16 protein-coding genes and 1 tRNA gene are annotated in these 15400 nt (G+C 65.2%); 9 read left to right on the top strand and 8 right to left on the bottom strand.

The annotated features are described in order from the left end of the window. Positions 1-24: 24 nt before the first annotated feature. The 4 genes from AC3FKH_RS18010 to AC3FKH_RS17995 form a co-directional block, all read right to left on the bottom strand. Positions 25-459 carry a universal stress protein gene (locus AC3FKH_RS18010; protein WP_483711057.1) on the bottom strand — a complete coding sequence of 145 codons (435 nt, stop codon included), beginning with the start codon at positions 457-459 and terminating at the stop codon, positions 25-27. Positions 460-500: 41 nt separating this feature from the next. Further along, positions 501-1595, bottom strand: coding sequence for a polyphosphate kinase 2 (ppk2, locus tag AC3FKH_RS18005; protein ID WP_488677206.1), 1095 nt, complete (start codon positions 1593-1595; stop codon positions 501-503). A gap of 1 nt (position 1596) precedes the next feature. Beyond that, complete coding sequence (locus AC3FKH_RS18000; protein WP_488677205.1) at positions 1597-1812, bottom strand: HP1242/YdcH family protein; 216 nt, start codon at positions 1810-1812, stop codon at positions 1597-1599. A 160-nt stretch (positions 1813-1972) separates the two neighbouring features. Next, a complete protein-coding gene (locus AC3FKH_RS17995; protein ID WP_483731817.1) occupies positions 1973-2794 on the bottom strand; it encodes an inositol monophosphatase family protein in 822 nt (273 codons plus the stop codon). Positions 2795-2969: 175 nt separating this feature from the next. Between AC3FKH_RS17995 and AC3FKH_RS17990 the strand changes: the two genes are divergently transcribed. Both AC3FKH_RS17990 and cysE read left to right on the top strand, forming a co-directional pair. After that, on the top strand, positions 2970-3854 hold the full coding sequence (locus AC3FKH_RS17990) for an RNA methyltransferase (RefSeq protein ID WP_488677204.1): 885 nt from the start codon (positions 2970-2972) through the stop codon (positions 3852-3854). Positions 3855-4115: 261 nt separating this feature from the next. Further along, positions 4116-4859, top strand: a complete 744-nt coding sequence (gene cysE, locus AC3FKH_RS17985; RefSeq protein ID WP_483711062.1) for a serine O-acetyltransferase — start codon at positions 4116-4118, stop codon at positions 4857-4859. 43 nt (positions 4860-4902) lie between these two features. Here the strand turns inward: cysE and AC3FKH_RS17980 are convergent, their stop codons facing one another. The 4 genes from AC3FKH_RS17980 to AC3FKH_RS17965 all read right to left on the bottom strand — a co-directional run bounded on the left by AC3FKH_RS17980 (position 4903) and on the right by AC3FKH_RS17965 (position 7623). Then, positions 4903-5700, bottom strand: coding sequence for a UDP-2,3-diacylglucosamine diphosphatase (locus AC3FKH_RS17980; RefSeq protein WP_488677203.1), 798 nt, complete (start codon positions 5698-5700; stop codon positions 4903-4905). A 76-nt stretch (positions 5701-5776) separates the two neighbouring features. After that, positions 5777-6277, bottom strand: coding sequence for a peptidylprolyl isomerase (locus AC3FKH_RS17975; RefSeq protein WP_488677202.1), 501 nt, complete (start codon positions 6275-6277; stop codon positions 5777-5779). A 24-nt stretch (positions 6278-6301) separates the two neighbouring features. Then, on the bottom strand, positions 6302-6889 hold the full coding sequence (locus AC3FKH_RS17970; protein ID WP_488677201.1) for a peptidylprolyl isomerase: 588 nt from the start codon (positions 6887-6889) through the stop codon (positions 6302-6304). A gap of 80 nt (positions 6890-6969) precedes the next feature. Beyond that, complete coding sequence (locus tag AC3FKH_RS17965) at positions 6970-7623, bottom strand: tetratricopeptide repeat protein (protein WP_488677200.1); 654 nt, start codon at positions 7621-7623, stop codon at positions 6970-6972. Between the two features lie 245 nt (positions 7624-7868). On the opposite strand from AC3FKH_RS17965, the gene cysS reads away from it, so the two are divergent. The 7 genes from cysS to AC3FKH_RS17930 all read left to right on the top strand — a co-directional run bounded on the left by cysS (position 7869) and on the right by AC3FKH_RS17930 (position 15161). After that, entirely contained in the window at positions 7869-9257 is a 1389-nt protein-coding gene (gene cysS / locus AC3FKH_RS17960; protein WP_488677199.1) for a cysteine--tRNA ligase, read from the top strand. After that, positions 9254-10012, top strand: a complete 759-nt coding sequence (locus tag AC3FKH_RS17955) for a DNA-3-methyladenine glycosylase family protein (protein ID WP_488677198.1) — start codon at positions 9254-9256, stop codon at positions 10010-10012. The genes cysS and AC3FKH_RS17955 overlap by 4 nt, the downstream gene beginning before the upstream one ends. 115 nt (positions 10013-10127) lie before the next feature. Continuing rightward, the gene (locus tag AC3FKH_RS17950) at positions 10128-11099 is read left to right on the top strand and encodes an acetyl-CoA carboxylase carboxyltransferase subunit alpha (RefSeq protein WP_483711069.1); all 972 of its coding nucleotides are present in this window, start codon (positions 10128-10130) and stop codon (positions 11097-11099) included. Beyond that, positions 11065-12555 (top strand): tRNA lysidine(34) synthetase TilS, encoded by a 1491-nt coding sequence (gene tilS / locus AC3FKH_RS17945; protein WP_488677197.1) that lies wholly within the window; start codon positions 11065-11067, stop codon positions 12553-12555. The genes AC3FKH_RS17950 and tilS overlap by 35 nt, the downstream gene beginning before the upstream one ends. Before the next feature lie 82 nt (positions 12556-12637). Continuing rightward, positions 12638-13888: an aspartate kinase gene (locus AC3FKH_RS17940; protein WP_488677196.1), complete on the top strand. Its 1251-nt coding sequence runs from the start codon at positions 12638-12640 to the stop codon at positions 13886-13888. Between the two features lie 131 nt (positions 13889-14019). Then, positions 14020-14113, top strand: a tRNA-Ser gene (locus AC3FKH_RS17935). An 856-nt stretch (positions 14114-14969) separates the two neighbouring features. Beyond that, the gene (locus tag AC3FKH_RS17930) at positions 14970-15161 is read left to right on the top strand and encodes a hypothetical protein (protein WP_488677195.1); all 192 of its coding nucleotides are present in this window, start codon (positions 14970-14972) and stop codon (positions 15159-15161) included. Positions 15162-15400: the final 239 nt, after the last annotated feature.

Raw genomic sequence — 15400 nt, 5'->3', positions numbered from 1 at the left:
GCCGTCAAGGGCGCCGCGACCGTATCAGCGGAACACCAGCACGGGGACCGCACTGTGCGTCAGTACCTTCTGTGTCTCGCTGCCGAGCAGCAGGCCGGCAATGCCGCTGCGTCCATGCGAGGCCATGAAGATGACGTCGCAGCCGAGATCCTCCGCACTGTTGATGATCCCGCGGAACGGTGCGGCCGCCGTGGAGACGTGGCCGGTGCACGGCACGCCGGCCAGTGCTGCCGCGGCCTCGATGCGCGACAGTTCCTGCCTGGCAGCCGCTTCCACGCGTTGCTTGAATACGTCCCGCTTTTCGTGGCTGGAATCGGTCGACAGGACGTAGGGATATTCTTCCACGCACATATAGGGCGTCAGCCGGGCGCCGGTCGCGCGTGCGAACTCGATGGCGGCGGAAACGGCCTTGTGCGACAGATCAGAGCCATCAACCGGGAGCAGAACGTGCTTGAACATGGATTGCCTTTTTTATGACGGAAGAGTGAGAGGGATGGAGATCAGTTTGCGATCGCGCGTCCGACGATCAGCGGGTCGGCCTGTCCGATCGCGGTGGTGTCGCGGTTGGCATAGGGAAAGCGCGACAGGATGAATCGCAACGCGTTCAGCCGCGCGCGCTTCTTGCAATCGGAACGGATCACGGTCCACGGTGCGTCGGCCGTGTCCGTGTGGGCGAACATCGCTTCCTTGGCGCGGGTGTAGGCTTCCCACTTGTCGAGCGAAGCGATGTCGACCGGGCTGAGCTTCCATTGCTTGAGCGGATGGATTTCGCGCTCCTTGAAGCGTCGCCGCTGCTCTTGCCGGCTGACGGAGAACCAGAACTTGAACAGGTGGATGCCGCTGCGGACCAGGTGGCGCTCGAATTCGGGCGCCTGCTGCAGGAAGTCCTGGTACTGCTGCGGCGTGCAGAAGCCCATCACATGCTCGACGCCGGCGCGGTTGTACCAGGAGCGGTCGAACAGCACGATTTCGCCGGCCGAGGGCAGGTGCTGCACATAGCGCTGGAAGTACCACTGGCCGAGCTCCGACTCGGTGGGCTTCTCGAGCGCCACCACGCGCGCGCCGCGCGGATTCATGTGTTCCATGAAGCGTTTGATGGTGCCGCCCTTGCCGGCCGCGTCGCGGCCTTCGAATACGATCACCACGCGCTGGCCAGTCTCGCGCACCCAGGCCTGCAGCTTCAGAAGTTCCACCTGCAGGCGGTACTTCTGCTTCTCGTAATTGCGGCGCGACATCAGGTTCTGGTATGGATAGGCGCCTTCGCGCCAGCCGGCCGACAGTTCTTCGTCGGGGTGCCGCTTCCTGCCGGCTTGCCAGGCGCCCGGGTCGCCTTCGAGGATCAGGCTGCGCAACTGTCCGGCCTCGTCCGGCGACAGGCCATCCATCAGCGTGCGGATGGCGTCGAGCACGCCGTCGTTGTCCTGCCGGGTCATGACGTCCTGCAGGGTGCTGGCCGCGAGCTGGACGGCCGCGTCGACAGCATCGTTCACTTCATTGCGTTCGGCCGAGCGGGCAGTATTGGTGGGCAGCACGTCGCCGCGAGCAGCGGCGCGAACCGTGCCGGGCGAGGCGTCGTCGTGGAGGGGGGCTGCCATGTCAGGCTTGCGCCTTGCGCAGGATGGCGTAGAGCTGGTCCTTGAGCTGGAGTTTTTCCTTCTTGAGGCGTTCGATCTCCAGCGGCGTGCCGCGCACGATGCCGGCTTCCATGTTGCTGATTTCGTGGTCCAGCTGATTGTGCAGGTTGAACAGCCGTGCGAAATGGGCGTCCTGCGTCTTCAGAAAGGAAATCTGGTCGCGATACTCGGGAAACATATGGGGCCTCCTCAAACAGGTGCATCGAATCACCTATTCTGAGTAAGCCCCGGTGCGGTGGTCTTGATCTGGATCATCGTGGCCCTGACGTCGCCGGCAGGGCCCAAAAACAAGAACGCCCGCCGGGGTTGGCGGGCGTCTGTCGCGCAAACGAAAAGGGTCAGATCGTCGCGGGCTTGGCGTTGTCCAGCGAGTATGGGGACAGCAGGCGGACCATCTGGGCAAACGCCTTCGGGTTGCCGGCCAGCACTTCGCCTTGTTCCATCTGGCGCGCTTCGCCGGCATAGTTGCCGACCAGGCCGCCCGATTCCGAGATCAGCAGCATGCCGGCGGCCATGTCCCACGGCTTCAGGCCGCTTTCGAAGAAGCCATCCAGGCGGCCGCAGGCCACGTAGGCCAGGTCCAGCGCGGCGGCACCCGGGCGGCGCAAGCCGGCACAGCTGCGCGTCATCAGCGAGAAGATTTCCAGGTATTGTTCCACGCCTTCCATGTCGCGGAACGGGAAGCCGGTGCCGATCAGGCAGTCGGCCAGCTTGTCGCGGCGCGTCACGCGGATGCGGCGGTTATTCAGGAATGCACCGGCGCCCTTGGAGGCTGTGAACAGCTCGTCGCGGGTCGGGTCATAGACCACCGCCTGCGACGGTACGCCGCGATGCAGCTGGGCAATCGACACCGCGTACTGCGGGAAACCATGGATGAAGTTGGTGGTGCCGTCGAGCGGATCGATGACCCAGGTGTACTCGTGGTTGTCTTCGCCCTCGGCCCAGGACTGCCCGGACTCTTCCGCTAGAATGGCGTGTTCGGGGTAGGCCGTGCGGATGATCTCGATGATGGCCGCTTCGGCAGCCTTGTCGACCTCGGTCACGAAATCGTTGTGTTGCTTGCGCGAGACGCGCACCAGATCGACGTCGATCGACGCGCGGTTGATGATGGAACCCGCCTTGCGGGCCGCCTTGATGGCGATATTGAGCATCGGATGCATGAATCTCTCCAGGCCGACCGGAACCCGCGGCAGCGCGAACGAATACGCGCGCCGAGCCCGGCAGCTGACAACACAACGAATTGTAGAAGAACGTGGGGCGTCGCCATATGTGCTGCAAGCGTCTCGCGAGCAAGCAAAATATCGGCGCCGCGCCGAAGAAGAAGCTGAATTGTATATGAACCCGGCAAACGAGACGAGCCAGGCCGTCGGAACGGCCGCACCGAGCACGACCGCGGACGCCATGTTCGCCCGCGTGCGCTTTGTACTGGTGGAGACCAGCCACCCGGGCAATGTGGGCTCGGTGGCGCGCGCCATCAAGACCATGGGCTTTGGCAACCTGGTGCTGGTTTCACCACGCGAGCCGGCCGTGCGCGAACATCCCGACGCGGTGGCCATGGCCAGCGGCGCCGATGACGTGCTGGCCGGCGCGGTGATCGTCGACAGCATCGAGGCCGCACTGGCCGGTGCCACGCAGACCGTGGCCATGACCGCGCGACAGCGCGAGTTCGGCCCGCCGCGCGTGCTGCCCCGTGATGCCGCTGCGCGCGGCGCCGCCGCACTGTCGATGCGTGCCGAAGACGAGATCGCGTTCGTTTTCGGCAACGAGCGCTATGGCCTGCCCAATGAAGTCGTCGAGCGCTGCGCGGCGGTGACGCATATCCCGGCCAATCCGGCCTATACCTCGCTTAACCTGGCCCAGGCCGTGCAGCTGGTCGCATACGAGATGCGCCTGGCGTTGCTGGATCGCGCACCGGGCGCGCCGGACGACAGTGGCAATATCGGCTATGCTGGTGAGCCCGCCACGGCGGAGCAGGTCGAATCGATGTTCGGACACCTGCAGCAGGGGCTGGAAGCGATCGGCTTCCTCGATCCCGGCAATCCGCGCAAGCTGATGTCGCGCCTGCGTCGTCTGCTGGCCCGTGCGGGGCTGGAGCGCGAGGAAGTGAATATCGTGCGCGGCATCGCCAAGCACATGCTGGTGGCGGTGCGAAGTGGTAACGGTATCAGCAAGCCAGAACAACCCGGGCCGGCAGCACCGACCCGCCAAGAGGAACACTGAACAGTGGCGCACAACCCGGCCAAAGTCCCGCATTTCCCCGCAGTGATGCGCCATGGCGCGCGCTGTCTGGGGGCCGGCCGCGCACACCTGTCCGGGCGATGTTGAACACGCGTCGAAGCCAATGACCCTGACGGCATCGGGGCAGTAAATCTCTTACACTCCCTGATCCCGTTTTCACCGGCCAATGACCATGCCGGCGACCGAGCCCGCGGCAGATGCCGTTGTGGCTGGCGCACGGCGCGGCAACACGACACGACCAAGATGTTCTCTCGCCTGAAGGAAGATATCGACACCATCATGCTGCGCGATCCCGCCGCGCGCAGCCGCCTGGAAGTCCTGACTTGCTATCCCGGCTTGCACGCCGTGGTGTTCCACCGCTTCGCCCACGCCTGCTGGCATGCCGGGTTCCATTGGCTGGGACGCTGGATTTCGCACTGGTCGCGCTTTCTCACCGGCATCGAGATTCACCCCGCAGTGAAGCTCGGCCGGCGCGTCTTCATCGACCACGGCATGGGCGTGGTGATCGGCGAAACCGCGGAGATCGGCGACGACTGCACGATCTACCAGGGCGTGACCCTGGGTGGCACGTCGTTGTACAAGGGACAGAAGCGCCATCCGACGCTGGGCGCCAATGTCGTGGTGAGCGCCGGTGCCAAGGTGCTCGGCGGCTTCGAGGTTGGCGATGGCGCGCGCGTCGGTTCCAATGCTGTCGTGCTCAAGCCCGTGCCGCCCGGCGCGACTGCCGTGGGTGTGCCGGCCCGCATCATCCTGGCCGATGCGCCGTCGTCGCAGCAAGGCGCGAAGCAGGAGTTCTCCGCGTATGGCATCACGCCCAATGCGGATGATCCGGTCTCGCTCGCGCTCAAGGGGCTGATCGACAATGCGGCCAAACAGAACGATCGCATCGAGGCCGTGCTGGCCGCGCTGGATCGCCTCGGCGAGCATCTCGAGAACACGCCGAACGACCGCTTCGACGCGAGCGAACTGCGCAGGCTGATGAAGTAAGCGAGGAATCGGGAAAACAAAGAGGGGCAGCCTGGGCTGCCCCTTATGCCGTCTGCGGCAGCAGATGAAAGCCGCCGTCGTCCAGTTGCAGCACCGCGGCGCGCGGGTGGCTGCCATCGAGATCCCAGTCGGTCAGCACCCAGCGCACGCCCGAGACGTCCTGGTGCCGCGCGGGGCGGTGCGTGTGGCCATGCACGAGCAGCCGTGCGTTGCAGGCTTCCAGCAGTGCCGTGACCGCGGCCGGCGTCGCATCGCCGTACACGACCTGGGTCGGCAGGCCCTGCTGGAGCTGGCGCAGGCGTCCGGCCTCGCTGTCGGCGCGCAGGCGCCGCGCCACGGCCAGCCGTGCCGACTGCGGCAGGGCCAGGAACAGGCGCTGCACCCAGGGCTTGCGGGTCCAGCGTCGAAAGCGGTTGTAGCGCTCGTCATCGGTGCACAGCATGTCGCCGTGGCTCAGCACGACGCGCTGGCCGGCGCAGAGAATGACGGACGGGTCGGGCAGCAAGGTGACGCCCGCGGCGTCGGCAAAGCGCTTGCCCAGCAGGAAGTCGCGGTTGCCGTGCATCAGGTAGACCGGCACGCCGCGCCCGGCCAGCGTGCGCAGCGCCATCGCCACGTGTGTGGCAAACGGCGTGCTGGTCTCTTCGTCACCGACCCAGAACTCGAAGAAGTCGCCCAGGATAAACAGGGTGCGAGCCTCCCGGGCGGCCCGCTCCAGCACGCGCTCGAACGCGGCCAGCGTGCGGGGCATGCCCGGCGTCAGGTGCAGGTCGGAAATGAACCACGCCGGTGCCTGTACCTCGAGGGGACCGGCCACCGGCGTGGTGGGGATTGCGGTCATGCGTGCGGCCTGAAGGGGTGGGTTGCCGGCAGGAGAGGTTGCATGAAGCCGCAATCGTGAGGCATGGTGCGCGTGCTTACTCGACGATCACGGCCTTTTCGATCACGACGTCTTCCAGCGGCACGTCCTGGTGGAAGCCCGAGCTGCCGGTGCGCACGCCCTTGATCTGCTCGACCACGTCGGTGCCGTCAACGACCTTGCCGAACACGGCATAGCCGAAGCCCTGCGGCGTCGGCGAGCTGAAGTTCAGGAAGTCGTTGTCGACCACGTTGATGAAGAACTGGGCGGTGGCGGAGTGGGGCGCATTGGTGCGTGCCATGGCCACGGTGTACTTGTCGTTCTTCAGGCCGTTGCCGGCTTCGTTCTCGATCGGCGCGTCGGTGCCCTTTTGCTTCATGCCGGGTTCGAAGCCGCCGCCCTGGATCATGAAGTTCTTGATCACGCGGTGGAAGACGGTGTTGTCATAGTGGCCCTTGCGGACATACGACAGGAAGTTCTCGACCGACTTCGGAGCCTTCTCGGCGTCGAGTTCGATAGTGATGACACCCTGGTTGGTGTGAAGCTGGACCTTGGACATGGGCTTTCCTCTGTACGGTAGTGTTTATTGGATGACGCTGGCCGATTCGATCACGATGGGCGTGGCCGGCACATTGCGCATGGGGCCGTAGGCCGTGGTCGGCGCGTTCTTGATCTTCTCGATCGTATCCATGCCGTCCACCACCTTGCCGAATACTGCGTAGCCGTTGCCGTCCGGCTGCGGGTAGTCGAGATTCGGATTATCCACCACATTGACGAAGAACTGGGCCGTGGCCGAGTTCGGGTCGCCGGTGCGTGCCATGGCCACCGTGCCGGCCTTGTTCTTCAGCCCGTTCTGGGCTTCCAGCGGGATCGGCGCGCGCGTGGGCTTCTGCTTCATTTCGCGGTCAAAGCCGCCGCCCTGCACCATGAAACCGTTGATCACGCGGTGGAAGATGGTGCCGGTGTAGAAGCCGCTCTTCACGTATTCCATGAAGTTGGCGACGGTCTTGGGCGCCGCGTCGGGATAGACCTCGACGGTGAACTTGCCCTGGCTGGTGACGAACTGCACACGTTCGGCCTTCTGCCCCTGCTGCGCCATCGACGGCAGGGCGGACAGGGCCAGTGCGGCGGCGCTCAGGCCGGCCAGGAGGATGCGGCGGGAACGGATCATGACGGCGGCTCCGGTAGTCTTGAGAATTGCGCCGGGCGTTGGCGTCCCGGCGACGGAACAGAAAGTGGACGGTGGCGGTATCAGCGAGCGGCCGGAGCGCTCGCGGGCGCGTGGATCACGGCCGGGGACGCCGGGCTTGTCGCATTTCCGGCCGGCCGCAACTGACGCAGCGCCGTGCCGGCGCGCGTGTCGCCGGGGTTGCGGCGCAGGGCCTCGGCATAGGCCTGTTCGGCCAGGCGGCGGTAGACGTCGCCCAGGTTGGTATAGCCGATCGCAAAAGCCGGTTTGACTTCGGTGGCGAGCAGCAACTCCGCTTCCGCGCGCTTCAGGTCGCCGCGCTTCGCATAGAGCAGCGCCAGGTTGTTGTGCGGCTCGGGCAGTTCGGGGAAGTCCTGCGCCATTTCGGCGAAGGCCTGGATCGCCTCGTCCTCGCGGCCGGACTGCGCCATGGCCCAGGCACGCTCGAACCGGGCCTGCGCATTGCGCGGGTTGGCGGCCAGCACGCGGTCGTAGCCGGAAATGGCTTCGTCGTAGCGCTTGCTGGCGGCGGCGCGTTCGGCCTTGTCCATGCCCGGATCGGCCGAGCGCGGGCCCGATGGCGGCGCGGTAGGGGCGGCCAGCGACAGCGGGCCGTTCTGCGCATTGGCGTTCCCTGCCAGCGCGGCAAGGACAGCCAGTGCGGTCATGGCGCGGCGCGCTGGGGCGAGGCGCTCGGTGGGCAGGGTCAGGCTCATTGAAGGAGGGTCCGTTATACTCCGCGGCATTCTAGCAAAGCGGCACCGCTCGCACGAAGCACGTGCATGGGGGCGCACCGGGGCGGCGCCGGCGGCTCGGCTCGCAGTGCGTGGCGGCATGACGCTTCCGGTAAGATACGGGGCTCCGGTGTCTGCGCGTGCACCATCGCGCCGGCCCCGATTACGCAGTCCAGGGGCCGGACGACAGCGTGCCGGCAGGCACCTCACATCACACTCATTGCTTCATGCAGCTTCTGAACATCTACAACACGCTCGCGCGTGAGAAACAGCCATTCGTGCCCATCGAACCCGGCAAGGTCCGCATGTATGTCTGCGGCATGACCGTGTACGACTACTGTCACGTCGGCCACGCGCGCGTGATGGTGGTGTTCGACATGGTGCACCGCTGGCTGCGCACCGCGGGCTACGAGGTGACTTTCGTCCAGAACATCACGGATATCGACGACAAGATCATCCGTCGCGCGGCCGAGAATGGCGAGACGATCGGCCAGCTGACGACGCGTTTTATCCAGTACATGCACGAGGATGCCGACGCACTGGGCATTGTCCGCCCGGACCATGAGCCGCGCGCGACCGACTACGTGCCGCAGATGCTCGACCTGATCGGCAAGCTCGAAGCGAAAGGCCTTGCCTATCAGGCGGCCGATGGCGACGTGAACTATTCGGTGCGCAAGTTCGATGGCTACGGCAAGCTGTCCGGCAAGTCGCTGGAAGACCTGCGCGCCGGCGAGCGCGTGACGGCCAACGATGCCAAGCAGGATCCGCTCGACTTCGTGCTGTGGAAATCGGCCAAGGCCACTGAGCCGCCCGAGAGCAAGTGGGACTCGCGGTGGGGCATGGGCCGCCCGGGCTGGCATATCGAATGCTCGGCCATGGCCTGCACGCTGCTGGGCGAGCATTTCGATATCCACGGCGGCGGCGCCGACCTGCAGTTCCCGCACCACGAGAACGAGATCGCCCAGTCCGAAGGCGCGAGCGGCAAGCCATTCGTCAACGTGTGGATGCACAACGGCTTCGTGCGCGTGAATGACGAGAAGATGTCGAAATCGCTCGGCAACTTCTTCACCATCCGCGAGGTGCTGAAAGAGTACGACCCGGAAGTCGTGCGTTTCTTCATCCTGCGTGCCCACTACCGCAGCCCGCTGAACTACAGCGATGCCCATCTGGACGACGCCCGCCACGCGCTGACCCGCCTTTACACGGCGCTCAAGGACACCCAGCCCGGCGGCTATGCCGTGGACTGGGACGAGCCGCACGCGAAGCGCTTTGCCGAAGCCATGGGCGACGACTTCAACACGCCGATCGCCGTGTCGGTGCTGTTCGACCTGGCCAGCGAGATCAACCGGACCGGCTCTTCCGTGGCGGCCCGCCAGCTCAAGGGGCTGGCCGGCACGCTTGGTCTGCTCGAGCGCGACCCGCACACCTTCCTGCAGCGCGGCAATCAGGCCGACGGCCCCGCGCCCGACGAAATCGACGCACTGATCGCTGCGCGCAAGGCCGCCAAGGCCGGACGCGACTTCGCCGAAGCCGACCGCATCCGCGCGGAACTGCTCGCCGGGGGTATCGTGCTGGAAGACAAGCCGGGCGGTGCGACCGAATGGAGGCGTGCTTGAACGCTGCCGCGCGCAAGCCCGCCACGCCGGCCAGGACCGCCACTTCGCGTGCCGCCAAAGGCAGCACGAAGGATGGCAAGGTCGTGCTGCCGGAGGCGGAGGCGTTGCCGTTGCCGGTCGAGACCGTCGTCGATGCCGTGCGCCCGGCGTACTGGGATGAGGCCTGTGCCGACCTGATGAAACGCGACCGCATCCTGCGCAAGATGATCCCGACGTACGGCCCGGCACACCTGGTGTCGCGCGGCGATCCGTTCATCACGCTGGCGCGCTCGGTGGTAGGTCAGCAGATCTCCGTCAAGGCGGCGCAATCGGTCTGGGAGCGGCTGGTCGCCGCCTGTCCGAAGCTGACGCCGGCGCAGTTCCTGCGCGCCGGGCCGGAAAAGCTGGCCGCATGCGGGCTGTCGCGTCGCAAGGCCGAATACATTACCGACCTGGCGGACCACTTCAAGGCTGGCCGCGTCCACGTGAGTGAATGGGCGGTGATGGACGACGAAGCCGTCATTGCAGAGTTGACGCAGATTCGCGGCATCGGCCGCTGGACGTCCGAGATGTTCCTGATGTTCAATCTGATGCGGCCCAACGTGCTGCCCCTCGATGACGTTGGCCTGATCAACGCCATCTCGGCCAATTACTTCAGCGGCGAGCCCGTGACCCGTAGCGAGGCGCGTGAAGTCGCGGCAAACTGGGAACCCTGGCGGACGGTGGCGACCTGGTACATGTGGCGTAGTCTCGACCCGTTGCCGGTGACGTATTAGGCATAGCTGTAAGAAAAAGTAGCTGCAGGTGCAGTAAAGGCTATCTGCCCGGTGCAAAGATAGCGACCAAATTCCGGTAGAATGCGCCCCTTCACAGACAGGTACGTGTGATTTTATGAAAACCACCTTCCTGGATTTTGAGCAGCCCATTGCCGAACTCGAGGCAAAGATCGAAGAACTGCGCTTTGTGCAGGACGATTCGGCTGTCGATATTTCCGAAGAGATTTCGCGGCTGGCCGGCAAGAGCCAGCAGCTCACCAAGGACATCTACGCCAACCTGACTCCATGGCAGGTTGCGCAGATCGCCCGCCATCCGCAGCGCCCGTACACGCTCGACTACGTGCGTGAGATCTTCACCGACTTCCACGAGCTGCATGGCGACCGCACCTTTGCCGACGATCTTTCCATCGTCGGTGGCCTGGCCCGCTTCAATGGCCAGGCGTGCATGGTCATCGGCCACCAGAAGGGCCGTGACACGAAAGAGCGCGCGCTGCGCAATTTCGGCATGCCCAAGCCTGAGGGTTATCGCAAGGCCAAGCGCCTGATGGAACTGGCCGACAAGTTCGGCCTGCCGATTTTCACGTTCGTGGACACGCCGGGCGCGTTCCCGGGCATTGACGCGGAAGAGCGCGGCCAGTCCGAAGCGATCGGCCATAATCTCTACGTCATGGCGGGCCTGAAGGTGCCCCTGATCGCCACGATCATCGGCGAAGGCGGTTCGGGCGGTGCGCTGGCCATTGCCGTCGGCGATGTCGTGCAGATGCTGCAGTTCGCGACCTACGCGGTGATCTCGCCGGAAGGCTGCGCCTCGATCCTGTGGAAGACGGCAGAGAAGGCGCCGGAAGCCGCGGAAGCCCTGGGCCTGACCGCCCACCGCCTGAAGGCGCTGGGCCTGATCGACAAGATCGTCAGCGAGCCGCTGGGCGGCGCGCACCGCGATGTCAAGGGCATGGCTGCCATGCTCAAGCGTTCGCTGGCCGAATCGCTGCGCCAGTTCCAGGGCGTGAGCGTAAAGGAGCTGCAAGCGCGTCGCTACGAACGCCTGCTCGCCTATGGCAAGTTCAAGGAAACCGGCGTCCAGGACTGACCTGTCCGACCGCCTGACCGACAAGGTCGCACAGGCCCTCCAGGCCAGTGCGGCCTTTGTTGTTTCTGGTGGCGCGGCGTCCGGTCCTGCCGAAATGGTGGTGGCCGTGGCGTTGTCGGGCGGCCGCGATTCGGTGGCGCTGCTCCATGCCACGCAGGCCGCGGTGTCCGAATGGAGCCTCCCGGCCCGTGTGGTGGCCTTGCACGTGCATCACGGCCTGCAGTCGCAGGCGGACGACTGGGATAACTTCTGCGCGCAGCTGTGCGCGAACTGGCAACTGGGTTATTTCGTTCGGCGTGTCTCGGTACAGGCCGGCACGGGCGAGGGCATCGAGGCCGCCGCGCGCCGCGCGCGCTACCAGGCGCTCGGCGAGATGTGCCGCGCCAGCGGTGCGGGGCGGCTGCTGTTTGCCCACCATCTTGACGACCAGGCCGAGACCGTACTACTCCGGCTGTTTCGCGGTGCGGGGGTGGCGGGTATGGCCGGCATGCCCGCCATGCGGCGACTGGACGAAGACGCTGACATCGTATTGCTGCGGCCATGGCTGGACGCGCCGCGCGCCGACATCGACGGCTATTGTGCCGCGCACGAACTGGCGTGGATCGACGATCCATCCAACGACAGCACGCGCTATGCGCGCAACGCGCTGCGCGCGCAATTGCCGCAGCTGGAGCAGGCCTTCCCCGGCCTGTGCGCAAACGTCGCGCAGGCCGCGGTCCATTTTGCACAGGCTGCCAGCATGCTCGAAGACCTGGCGGGCGCCGCGCTGGCGCGCCTGGTGTTGCCAGGGCGCGATGTTGACACGCTGGCCGAGCTGGACCTGCAAGGCCTGCGCGCCTTGCCCGCTTCCCATGCCGATGTCGTGCTGCGTCTCTGGCTGCGCGATCTCGGCACCCGTGCGCCGTCGACCGCTAGGCTGGCCGCCATGCGCGGGCAGCTGCTCGACCATGGTGGCGGCGAGCCGGCCATTGCGCATGATGGCCTGGTGCTGCGCAGGTTCCAGGGCAGGGTCCTGGCCTGCAGGCCCGAGCCCGAGACGCCGCCCGAGCCGCAGGCGTTCTCATGGTGCGGCGAGGCGCGCATCGTGGTGCCGGCCTGGCGCGGCGAACTGCATTTCACGCGCGACGATACCTTCGGCGTGCCCGAAGCCGTGCTGAGGCAGCCCCTGCGGCTCGCCGCGCGCCATGGCGGCGAGCGCATTGTGCTTCGACCCGGTGGTCCCGCGCGTGCGCTCAAGCAGGCCTACCAGGAGGCTGGCGTGCCACGCTGGCGACGGAGCTGGCTGCCGCTGCTGTGGGCCGGCGACGTGCTGGTCATGGCTGGGGGCCTTGGCATGCATCGCCGCTGGGGCGAAGCGCCGCACGCGCCGCGCTGGCGTGTCGAGTGGGTGCAGTCGGCCGTCGGCGGAGGCAGAGAGCAGGCCGAAGCTGGCCGCACACATCACTTTCCTTCCTGAGCCCGCGCCGTTTCGCCTTGCCTGATGCGCTCGGTTCGTGTATTTTCGAGAGCTTTGCACAATCGCTGGCGTCGACAAGAAGATGGCTCTCATCGTTCACAAATACGGCGGCACTTCGATGGGTTCCACGGAACGCATCAAGAATGTCGCCAAGCGCGTTGCCAAGTGGCACCGCGCCGGTCACCGCGTAGTCGTGGTGCCTTCGGCCATGTCGGGCGAAACCAATCGCCTGCTTGGACTCGCCAAGGAGATTTCGGTCGAGCCGAATCCGCGTGAGCTGGACATGCTCGCCTCGACTGGCGAGCAGGCCAGCGTCGCGCTGCTGGCCATTGCGCTGCACGGCGAGAACATCGACGCGGTCAGTTACACGGGCTGGCAGGTGCCGGTGAAGACCGATTCGTCGCACACCAAGGCGCGCATCGAATCCATCGACGACGAGCGCATCCTCGGCGACCTGGATGCCGGCCGCGTGGTGGTGATCACCGGTTTCCAGGGGATCGACGACAACGGCAACATCACGACGCTGGGCCGTGGCGGCTCGGACACCTCGGCCGTGGCCATTGCTGCCGCCATCGAGGCTGACGAATGCCTGATCTACACCGACGTGGATGGCGTGTACACGACCGATCCGCGCGTGGTCGAAGACGCCCGCCGCCTGGACAAGATCACCTTCGAGGAAATGCTGGAAATGGCCAGCCTGGGCTCCAAGGTGCTGCAGATCCGCTCGGTGGAGTTCGCAGGCAAGTACCGCGTGAAGACCCGCGTGCTGTCGTCGCTGACCGACCCGCTCATGCCGCTCGAGAACGAAATCAACTCGGGCACGCTGATCACTTTTGAGGAAGATTCCAACATGGAAGCCGCAGTCATCTCCGGCATCGCGTTTGCCCGCGATGAAGCCAAGATCACCGTCCTGGGCGTGCCGGACAAGCCGGGCATCGCGTACCAGATCCTGGGTCCGGTCGCCGACGCCAATATCGACGTCGACATGATCATCCAGAACCAGTCGGTGGACGGCAAGACCGACTTCACCTTCACCGTGCCGCGCGGCGATTACCAGCGCACGCTGACGCTGCTGACGGACAGCGTCAAGCCGCACGTTGGCGCGGCCAGCGTTTCGGGCGACCCCAAGGTGTCGAAGGTCTCGGTGGTCGGCGTGGGCATGCGCTCGCACGTCGGCGTCGCCAGCAAGATGTTCCGCACGCTGTCGGAAGAGGGCATCAACATCCAGATGATCTCCACCTCGGAAATCAAGATCTCGGTGCTGATCGACGAGAAGTACATGGAACTCGCCGTGCGCGCGCTGCACAAGGCATTCGAACTGGAACAAGCCTGATCCGTTCGTTAGTTTTTTCTGGCGACACCGAAATTTTTTGTGTTGAGTTATCGATTTTTCGTTGACCAATCACGAAGGCATCGCTAGAATTTGCGCTTCGTTGTTCGGCTCCCTCGGACAACGCAAGTTTGGGAGACGTGGCCGAGAGGTCGAAGGCACTCCCCTGCTAAGGGAGCATCTGGGCCAAAACCTGGATCGAGGGTTCGAATCCCTCCGTCTCCGCCAGCAATCCAAGCCCGGCAAGGGTTTGCAGGCGGTACCCGGGAAATTCCTACAGAATTTCCCACAAAAACGGTCCCTCGAGGGGGGCCGTTTTCCTTTTCTGCGGCGGCTTTTTGGTTCCTTCATCTCAAGCCGGCGCCCCAGCGTGCGGACCATGGCGAGCACGCGGGCAGGGCACGGCATACTGACCAGCTCACCTGCAGCCGACAGGCCCCAGCTTCGCCCCTGCATGTGTGCTGCACACACCCATGTAGCGCTACAGCGAGAGCGCGCCCGACCGCGCGGCGCGCCACCCCGACGCCGAAGCCGCCCCCCGGGGGTGGCCCGATCTGCTGCAAATTTTTTCTATCGGATGGCCGATTAATTTCCGCATGGACGCGTGTCGGCGAACAGGTCACTTATTGCGACACCCAAAGAGGCTTGGCCCCTCGCTATGGAATTCATGCATCCAGCGGGAAAGCGAAGCCCTAAGAAGCCCCTTACCAGACTTGAATAAGGTGAAGCCCGAGGAGAAGGCTTGGATACTGCGCTCATGTCCGTCAAGATTGGGCCCGAGCCTGACCGTGAGCTGCGTTACTCGCGCGCTTTACGCTGTAAACGCTGGTATTCCTAGCATGGAAAACCTGACCCAGGAGCAACGTGCTTGGATTGCAGAAAGCTGCCCCGCCAGATTAGGGCCGAGCCTTTACCGCGCGTGTCTATTGCGTGAAATCCCGGCAGCGACTGCGCAGAATTAACCGCAGCACTTGCGGATTCCAGACGGGCTACGATCTGTCTGCACACCGCAGTGCCGACACCTGGGCGTCCGCGCTATGCCAAGCTGGCACGTTTTCCCATCACCCTCACAGAAGAGGCCGCTATGACAGAGCCAGTCGAATCCGATCCGCGCGAACTGAGCGACGCCGAGCTGCTGCGCCGGCTGCGCTTCTGGCGCGGCGAAGGCAAGGGCGCCGTGAGCGCCGGTGCGCTGGCCAGCGGCTATGAGGCCGAGTTGAAGCGGCGCGAGCAGGAGCGGCAGGCGGGGGCGGCGGCTGGGAGGCGAGATAAGTAGGGCGCTGGTGAGGGGGCGTGTAAGCCCGACGCGGTGGCGGGCGGCCAGCAATTTGCTGAGCCATCGGCCTCGCCGGACCATTAAGAGACTCGGGAGGCCATCGTTATCTCCGGCAACGGCAAACGTGGCTACGTCGAGCGACGTGCGGGACAAGCATGGTCCCCCACGGGAGCGGGGCAGGCGCAAACCGGCATTCCGCCATGATCCTGCGAGATTAGGCTTTAGAATCTGACCCTCAC

This window comes from Cupriavidus sp. 21MJTG02-4, from assembly GCF_057798975.1.
Note: the sequence above shows the minus strand (reverse complement) of the source record. Positions and strands in the feature narration are given on the sequence as shown.